The following is a 7,255-nucleotide window of genomic DNA, read 5'->3' on the forward strand; positions in this document are numbered from 1 at the left end:
CGGTTGCCGGCCAGCGGGCGGCACGACCGGGCTGGGCGGCTTAGAACCAAAAGGAATAACATTCCGGCTTATGGCGCGGGCGCGTGAGCGCCGGCGCTGGTAGGCTGCACGCCCCCTTCCGTCACCCAGCCGGTGAGCCACGCCCGTGATCGAGTTCCAGCGCCTGCACAAATCCTATGCCGTTGCCGGCCGCGAAGTCAGCGCGCTGCAACCGCTGGACCTGACCATCGAGGCCGGTGAGGTCTTCGGCATCATCGGCCATTCCGGCGCGGGCAAGTCGACCCTGATCCGCATGATCAACCGCCTGGAAGAACCCAGTGGCGGCCGTTTGCTGATCGGTGGCGAGGATGTCACCGCACTGGACGCCGATGGCCTGCGCGCGCTGCGCCGGCGCATCGGCATGATCTTCCAGCACTTCAACCTGCTGTCGTCGCGCACGGTGGCCGGCAATGTCGCCTTCCCGCTGGAACTGGCCGGCACGCCGAAGGCCGAGATCGACGCGCGCGTGGCCGAGCTGTTGCAGACCGTGGGCCTGGAGGCACATGCGCAGAAGTACCCGGCGCAGCTGTCCGGTGGCCAGAAGCAGCGCGTCGGCATTGCCCGCGCGCTGGCCACGCGCCCGCAGATCCTGCTGTGCGACGAAGCCACCAGCGCGCTCGATCCGCAGACCACCGCCTCGGTGCTGTCGCTGCTGTCGAAGATCAACCGCGAGCTGGGCCTGACCATCGTGCTGATCACCCACGAGATGGACGTGATCCGTCGCGTCTGCGATCGCGTTGCCGTGCTCGATGCCGGGCAGATGGTCGAGACCGGACCGGTCACCCGGGTGTTCCTGCACCCGCAGCACCCGACCACGCGCCGATTCGTCAGTGAATCGGAGCATGTCGACGAAGGCGCGTTGCACCGTGATTTCGACGCCGTCGGTGGCCGCATCGTGCGCTTGACCTTCCTCGGCGGCGACACCTACGAGCCCTTGCTGGGCAGCGTCGCGCGCGAGACCGGCGTCGATTACAACATCCTGTCCGGCCGCATCGACCGGATCAAGGACACCCCGTATGGCCAGCTGGTGGTCGCCCTGGTGGGCGGTGACCAGTCCGCCGCGCAGGCCGCGTTCGTGGCTGCCGGCGTGCACGTTGAGGAACTGCGTCGATGATCATCGCCACTGCCGGCGGCTTCTTCCGCCACCTGGATGCGGGCAAGTGGGCCGATATCGGCCAGGCCACCGTCGACACCCTGCTGATGTTGCTCGGTTCGCTGCCGCTGACCCTGGCCATCGGCCTGCCGCTGGGCGTGCTGCTGTACCTGTTCGGCGCCCCGCAGATGAAGCGCCGGCCGCTGGCCTATGGCGTGCTGGCGCTGGTGGTGAACCTGCTGCGCTCGGTGCCTTTCATCATCCTGATGATCGTGCTGATCCCGGTCACCCTGTTCCTGATGGGCACCTCGCTGGGCGTGCGCGGCGCGATCGTGCCGCTGGTCATTGGTGCTGCGCCGTTCTATGCGCGCCTGGTCGAGACCGCGCTGCGCGAGGTTGACCGCGGTGTGATCGAAGCGACCCAGGCGATGGGCGCCACCACCTGGCAGCTGGTCACCCGCGTGCTGCTGCCGGAAGCGCGTCCCGGCCTGATCGCCGGTGCCACGGTCACCACAGTGGCCCTGATCGGCTTCACCGCCATGGGCGGTGCGATCGGTTCCGGTGGCCTGGGCGACCTGGCCTTCCGCGACGGCTACCAGCGGTCGCACACCGACGTGGCCCTGGTCACCGTGGTCCTGCTGCTGGTGCTGGTGCAGCTGCTGCAGATGCTCGGCGACCGCCTGGTCGCGCATTACAGCCGCAAGTAACGGGGTGCCGGGCGACGCCCGGCATCGTCCGGGTAGTGCCGGCCGCTGGCCGGCAACCTGCAGAACGTCGATATTGGGCTTGTCATAGCGCGGGACTCTGGAAGCCGCCACGCCCATCAGGAATCGATATCGCCAGACTGGGACTGGCAGCACAGCGCCTTCCTTGGTATGTTCCGTTCAACGTAATACGTTGAACGGAATGATCCGTTCATTCCACTGCAAGCAGACCCGCGCCCTGTTTGAAGGAACCTGCCCCCGTGCCTGGCGTCCAATCCGGCGCGTGGCAGAACGCAAATTGCAACTGCTCGATTCGGCACAGACGTTGGCCTTCCTTCGCAGCCCGCCCGGGAACCGCCTGGAGGCGCTGTCAGGCGATCGGAGAGGGCAATACAGCCTTCGTATCAACGATCAGTGGCGGCTCTGCTTTACCTGGACCGACAGCGGCGCCGACGCCGTGGAAATTGTTGACTATCACTGAGGTGCCCGCCATGAAGCGTCCCCACAACGGCATGCGCGCCATCCATCCTGGCGAGATCCTGCGCGAAGAGTTCCTGCTGCCCCTGGCGCTGAGCGTGAATGCGCTGGCGAAGGCCTTGGATGTGCCCGCAACGCGACTGCACGCCATCGTGCACGGCCAACGCAGCATTTCGGCGGATACAGCGGCGCGGCTGGCGCGGCATTTCGGTGGGGATGCCGCGTCCTGGCTCGCGATGCAGGCGGCCTACGATCTGAAGACCTTGCCAACACGCAGCGAAATCGAACGCCGGGTGCAGCCACGCGCGGCGTGAAGCCGGTCGCACGGACCCGGCTCCGCAGCCACGATCCGATCAGCGCGCGTTCGGTACTTCGTAGCCCAGCTTGCCGACCTGGTCGGGATGCTGCGGCACGCGCTTGAGCTTGTCGGTATTCACGCCGTACTCGTCGCGCAGGCGCTCGGCCAGCTCCTTGTACAGGGCCTTGTCCATGTCCGGCTTGCGCGCGAAGATCCAGGCCATCTCGCGGCCCGGGTAACCGATCAGCGCCCAGGAATAGTCCGGGGCCACTTCCAGCACGCGCGAATGGGTCGGCACGACACGGTAGAACCAGGTACGCCAGCCGTGGTTGCCGCTGTCCGGATCGACACTGGCGCGTGCGCGTACCTCCTGCACCGGTTCACCGAAGCCGTCGCGGTAGCGGTAGGTGATGCCGACCTTGTGCGTGTCGCGAAGCTCGTATTCGTTGACGCTGGCGACATGCCCGCGTTCGATGAAGTTCGGCACGCGGCCGATCACGTACCAGGTCCCCATGAAGCGCTTCAGGTCGATCGGTGCGTCCAGAGCGGCCGCGTCGGTGGCGCGGGACGATGGCGGCTCACTGGCGGCCACGGCGGGGCCCGCCAGCGACAGGGCCAGCAGCACGGCGCAGAACGGGCGGATCGAAGTCATGCGGGAGCGGGCTCCAGTGGGCTTGCACGCGCATGGTCGACTGTGTGCACGCGATCCGTCAATGGTGTCGCAGTCCGTGAGAAGGCCCTTGCCCACGCTGTGTTGCATTGTCCACCGGAGAAGCCCCATGAACGTACGTACCGTCCGTCGCCCTGCAACTGAACGCGTCATCTTCGAGCGCGCCGATCCACGCTTGCTGCGCGGCGTGCAGCAGGTGGCGCTGGCCGGCGTGGCGCTGGTGCTGGTCTGGCCGGCCGCGCGCGGCAGCAGCGCATGGCTGGGCTGGCTGCCGATGTGGCTGGTCGGCATGCCGCTGGTGGCGTGGTGGGCACTGCTGCGTTTCCCGCTGCCGCGCCTGTCATGGCTGCGGCTGGCACGTCGTACCGGTGGACAGGCGCGGCGCCGTCCGGCTTCGGCTGCGCGCGGTCGACGCCGCCCGGCGGCCACGGCCTGACCTTCGACACGGGGGCGACCGCGACAATCCATGCTAGCGTTCCACGGCTTATGACTGCCTGGAGCTGCAATGTCACGACTCGCTTCCGCCTGCCTGCTGGCCGGCATGATGACCGCTGCCTCGGTGGGGACCGCCGTGGCCGCTGAAGACACCGATCGCTACGCCTGGCTGGAGGACGTCACCGGCGACAAGCCGCTGTCCTGGGTCAAGGAACAGAACGCCAAGTCCGAGGCGCGCCTGGCGCAGACCCCGGCCTTCAAGCAGATGGAGACCAGCATCCGCGAGGTGCTCGACTCCGATGCCAAGATCCCCGGCGTGCAGAAGATCGGCGACTACTACTACAACTTCTGGAAGGACCAGCAGCACGAGCGCGGCCTGTGGCGGCGCACCACGCTGGCCGAGTACCGCAAGGCCTCGCCGCAGTGGGAGACCGTGCTCGACCTGGACGCGCTGAACAAGGCCGAGGGCGAGAACTGGGTCTGGCACGGCGCCGACTGCCTGCGCCCGGACTACAGCCGCTGCCTGATCGCGCTGTCGCGCGGCGGCGCCGATGCCGACGTCACCCGCGAGTTCGACCTGGCCAACAAGGCCTGGATCAAGGACGGCTTCTTCCGTCCGGAGTCGAAGGGTGGCCTGAACTGGATCGACCGCGACACCGTGTTCGTCTACACCGACTTCGGTGCCGGCACCATGACCACGTCCGGCTATCCGCGCGTGGCCAAGCTGTGGAAGCGCGGCACGCCGATGGCCTCGGCCAGCGTGGTGTACGAAGGCAAGCCGGAAGACATGTACATCGCGGCGATGCACGATGACACCCCCGGTTTCGAGCGCAACCTGGTCAGCCGCACGCTGGCGTTCTACAACAACGAGATCTACCTGCGTGGCGACGACGGCACGCTGACCAAGATCGACGCGCCGAACTCGGCCGAGAAGGGCCTGCACAAGCAGTGGCTGACCCTGGAGCTGCGCGATCCGTGGACCGTGGGTGGCAAGACCTATGCGTCCGGTTCGCTGCTGGCGACCCGGCTGGACGACTTCCTGGCCGGAAAGCGTGACTTCGAGGTGCTGTTCACCCCGACCGCGACCACCTCGCTGGCCAGTGCCACCTGGACCAAGAGCCACCTGGTGCTGAACGTGCTGGACGACGTCAAGAACCGCCTGTCGGTGCTGACTCCGGGCGCCGATGGCTGGCAGACCAGCCGCTTCGTCGGTGCGCCGGCCTTCGGCACGCTGGGTGTGTCCGCCGTGGACAGCAACGACAGTGACGCGGTGTGGCTGACCGCCACCGACTACCTGACCCCGACCACGCTGGCCCTGGCCGAGATCGGCCAGCCGCCGGAAACGCTGAAGACCATGCCGGCCTTCTTCGATGCCAAGGGCAAGGTGATCGAGCAGCACTTCGCCACCAGCAAGGACGGCACCCGCGTGCCGTACTTCGTGGTGCACGACAAGGCGATGAAGCTTGACGGCTCCAATCCGACCCTGCTGTACGGCTACGGTGGCTTCGAGATCTCGCTGACCCCGAGCTATTCCGGTGGCATGGGGCGCGCCTGGCTGGAGAAGGGCGGCGTGTACGTGGTCGCCAACATCCGCGGCGGTGGCGAGTACGGCCCGCGCTGGCACCAGGCGGCGCTGAAGCAGAACCGCCACAAGGCCTATGAAGACATGGCCGCGGTGGCGCGTGACCTGGTCAAGCGCAAGATCACCACCGCCAGGCACCTGGGCGTGCAGGGTGGCAGCAACGGCGGCCTGCTGACCGGCAACATGCTGACCCAGTACCCGGAACTGTTCGGTGCGGTGGTGGTGCAGGTGCCGCTGCTGGACATGAAGCGCTACAGCCACCTGCTGGCCGGTGCTTCGTGGATGGCCGAGTACGGCAACCCGGACACCAGCGACTGGGAGTTCATCAAGACCTTCTCGCCGTACCACCTGTTCGACGCGAAGAAGAACTACCCGCCGGTGCTGTTCACCACCTCCACCCGCGATGACCGCGTGCACCCGGGCCATGCCCGCAAGATGGCGGCGAAGATGATCGACGCCGGCAAGGACGTGACCTACTACGAGAACATCGAAGGCGGTCACGGCGGCGCAGCCAACAACGCGCAGGCCGCGCATATGTCGGCGCTGGCCTACAGCTTCCTGTGGGAGCGGTTGGGCGGCAAGTGATGAAATGAAAAACGCCGCCCCTGGGCGGCGTTTTTCCTTGGGTTCCATGCATCCACGCCATGCGTGGATGCCGTTTGCGCGGGGCGATCAGGCGCCCCAGCTTTTCAACCCACGCGCAATCCGTGCCACCGCTTCCTGCAATCGCGGCACTTCCTGCGTGTACGCCAGGCGCACGTGCTGGTTGGCGCGATGGAAGCCGAAATCCAGGCCCGGGGTGAACGCCACGTGCTCGGTTTCCAGGAAGTGGGCACAGAACGCCTGCGCGTCGTCGGTGAACGCGCTGACATCGGCATACAGGTAGAACGCGCCCTGCGGCTCGACTTCGATGCGGAAGCCCAGTTCGCGCAACGCGGGCAGCAGGAAGTCACGGCGCTGGCGGAACGCTTCGCGGCGCTGCTCGAAGATCGCCATCGATGCTTCGCTGAAACAGGCCAGCGCTGCATGCTGGGCAATGCTCGATGCGCTGATGTACAGGTTCTGGGCGAGCTTCTCCAGATCGGGAACCGCTGCCGGCGGCGCCACCAGCCAGCCCAGCCGCCAACCGGTCATGCCGAAGTACTTGGAGAAGCTGTTCAGCACGAACGCGCTGTCGTCCACCTGCAGCACGCTGGGCGCGTCCAGGCCGTAGGTCAGGCCGTGGTAGATCTCGTCCACCACCAGGTGACCACCGCGCGCGTGCAGGCTCTGCGACAGTGCCGCCAGTTCATCAGCGGACAGCACGGTGCCGGTCGGATTGGCCGGTGAGGCAACCAGCGCGCCGACACTGTCGGCATTCCAGTGCTGTTCCACCAGCGAAGGGGTCAGCTGATAGGCGGTATCCGGGCCGACCGGCACCAGCTGCGCGCCGCCTTCGACCAGGCGCAGGAAGTGGCGGTTGCAGGGATAGCCCGGGTCGGCCAGCAGCCAGTGGCGGCCGGGATCGACCAGCAGGCTGCTGGCCAGCAGCAGCGCACCGGAACCACCCGGGGTGACCAGGATGCGTTCGGGATCGATATCCAGCGCGTAGTGGCTGCGATAGAAGCCGCTGATGGCCTGGCGCAGGGCCGGCAGGCCGCGTGCGGCGGTGTAGCGGGTATGGCCGGCCGCCAGCGCGGCCTGGCCGGCGCGCACCACGGGTTCGGCGGTGGTGAAGTCCGGTTCGCCGATCTCCAGATGGATCACATCGTGGCCGGCCTGCTCCAGCGCCTGTGCGCGGGCCAGCAGGGACATCACGTGGAACGGGGCGATTTCATGGCTGCGCCGGCTGTAGCCCGGCGTGTGGGGCAGGGTACTCATGCGCCCATGGTACGCCGCGCGCCGGGGGTAATGCCGGCCGCTGGCCGGCAACGTCGGGATGAACTGTCCGCTGCAGTGGTAGAGTCGAGCTTGCTCG

At 67.2% G+C, this 7,255-nt stretch carries 8 protein-coding genes; 6 read left to right on the forward strand and 2 right to left on the reverse strand.

Annotation, left to right across the window (positions count from 1 at the left end; all coding sequences use genetic code 11):
- Positions 1 to 145 precede the first annotated feature (145 nt).
- The 4 genes from QRO93_RS05960 to QRO93_RS05975 all read left to right on the forward strand — a co-directional run bounded on the left by QRO93_RS05960 (position 146) and on the right by QRO93_RS05975 (position 2,627).
- Positions 146 to 1,153, forward strand: coding sequence for a methionine ABC transporter ATP-binding protein (locus QRO93_RS05960; protein ID WP_006471119.1), 1,008 nt, complete (start codon positions 146 to 148; stop codon positions 1,151 to 1,153).
- On the forward strand, positions 1,150 to 1,839 hold the full coding sequence (locus QRO93_RS05965; RefSeq protein ID WP_008264736.1) for a methionine ABC transporter permease: 690 nt from the start codon (positions 1,150 to 1,152) through the stop codon (positions 1,837 to 1,839). The genes QRO93_RS05960 and QRO93_RS05965 overlap by 4 nt, the downstream gene beginning before the upstream one ends.
- A 199-nt stretch (positions 1,840 to 2,038) precedes the next feature.
- Positions 2,039 to 2,317 (forward strand): type II toxin-antitoxin system RelE/ParE family toxin, encoded by a 279-nt coding sequence (locus tag QRO93_RS05970; protein ID WP_180879366.1) that lies wholly within the window; start codon positions 2,039 to 2,041, stop codon positions 2,315 to 2,317.
- A gap of 10 nt (positions 2,318 to 2,327) precedes the next feature.
- Complete coding sequence (locus tag QRO93_RS05975; protein WP_006471116.1) at positions 2,328 to 2,627, forward strand: HigA family addiction module antitoxin; 300 nt, start codon at positions 2,328 to 2,330, stop codon at positions 2,625 to 2,627.
- Positions 2,628 to 2,666: 39 nt separating this feature from the next.
- On the opposite strand, the gene QRO93_RS05980 is transcribed toward QRO93_RS05975, so the two are convergent.
- Positions 2,667 to 3,263, reverse strand: coding sequence for a lipocalin family protein (locus QRO93_RS05980; protein ID WP_180879368.1), 597 nt, complete (start codon positions 3,261 to 3,263; stop codon positions 2,667 to 2,669).
- A 127-nt stretch (positions 3,264 to 3,390) separates the two neighbouring features.
- Between QRO93_RS05980 and QRO93_RS05985 the strand changes: the two genes are divergently transcribed.
- Both QRO93_RS05985 and QRO93_RS05990 read left to right on the forward strand, forming a co-directional pair.
- Positions 3,391 to 3,717: a hypothetical protein gene (locus QRO93_RS05985; protein ID WP_053450844.1), complete on the forward strand. Its 327-nt coding sequence runs from the start codon at positions 3,391 to 3,393 to the stop codon at positions 3,715 to 3,717.
- 69 nt (positions 3,718 to 3,786) lie between these two features.
- Positions 3,787 to 5,883, forward strand: coding sequence for a prolyl oligopeptidase family protein (locus QRO93_RS05990; RefSeq protein WP_006471109.1), 2,097 nt, complete (start codon positions 3,787 to 3,789; stop codon positions 5,881 to 5,883).
- An 87-nt stretch (positions 5,884 to 5,970) separates the two neighbouring features.
- On the opposite strand, the gene QRO93_RS05995 is transcribed toward QRO93_RS05990, so the two are convergent.
- Complete coding sequence (locus tag QRO93_RS05995; protein ID WP_180879370.1) at positions 5,971 to 7,158, reverse strand: pyridoxal phosphate-dependent aminotransferase; 1,188 nt, start codon at positions 7,156 to 7,158, stop codon at positions 5,971 to 5,973.
- Between the last annotated feature and the right edge of the window lie 97 nt (positions 7,159 to 7,255).

The sequence above is a fragment of the Stenotrophomonas maltophilia group sp. Smal17 genome (assembly GCF_030237045.1).
Lineage (GTDB): Bacteria > Pseudomonadota > Gammaproteobacteria > Xanthomonadales > Xanthomonadaceae > Stenotrophomonas > Stenotrophomonas forensis.

What these genes read in the sequence shown, in the direction of transcription:
- QRO93_RS05980 (WP_180879368.1), bottom strand. Translation starts at nt 3,263, where the DNA reads ATGACTTCGATCCGCCCGTTCTGCGCCGTGCTGCTGGCCCTGTCGCTG.
- QRO93_RS05985 (WP_053450844.1), top strand. Translation starts at nt 3,391, where the DNA reads ATGAACGTACGTACCGTCCGTCGCCCTGCAACTGAACGCGTCATCTTC.
- QRO93_RS05975 (WP_006471116.1), top strand. Translation starts at nt 2,328, where the DNA reads ATGAAGCGTCCCCACAACGGCATGCGCGCCATCCATCCTGGCGAGATC.
- QRO93_RS05970 (WP_180879366.1), top strand. Translation starts at nt 2,039, where the DNA reads ATGATCCGTTCATTCCACTGCAAGCAGACCCGCGCCCTGTTTGAAGGA.
- QRO93_RS05995 (WP_180879370.1), bottom strand. Translation starts at nt 7,158, where the DNA reads ATGAGTACCCTGCCCCACACGCCGGGCTACAGCCGGCGCAGCCATGAA.
- QRO93_RS05965 (WP_008264736.1), top strand. Translation starts at nt 1,150, where the DNA reads ATGATCATCGCCACTGCCGGCGGCTTCTTCCGCCACCTGGATGCGGGC.
- QRO93_RS05990 (WP_006471109.1), top strand. Translation starts at nt 3,787, where the DNA reads ATGTCACGACTCGCTTCCGCCTGCCTGCTGGCCGGCATGATGACCGCT.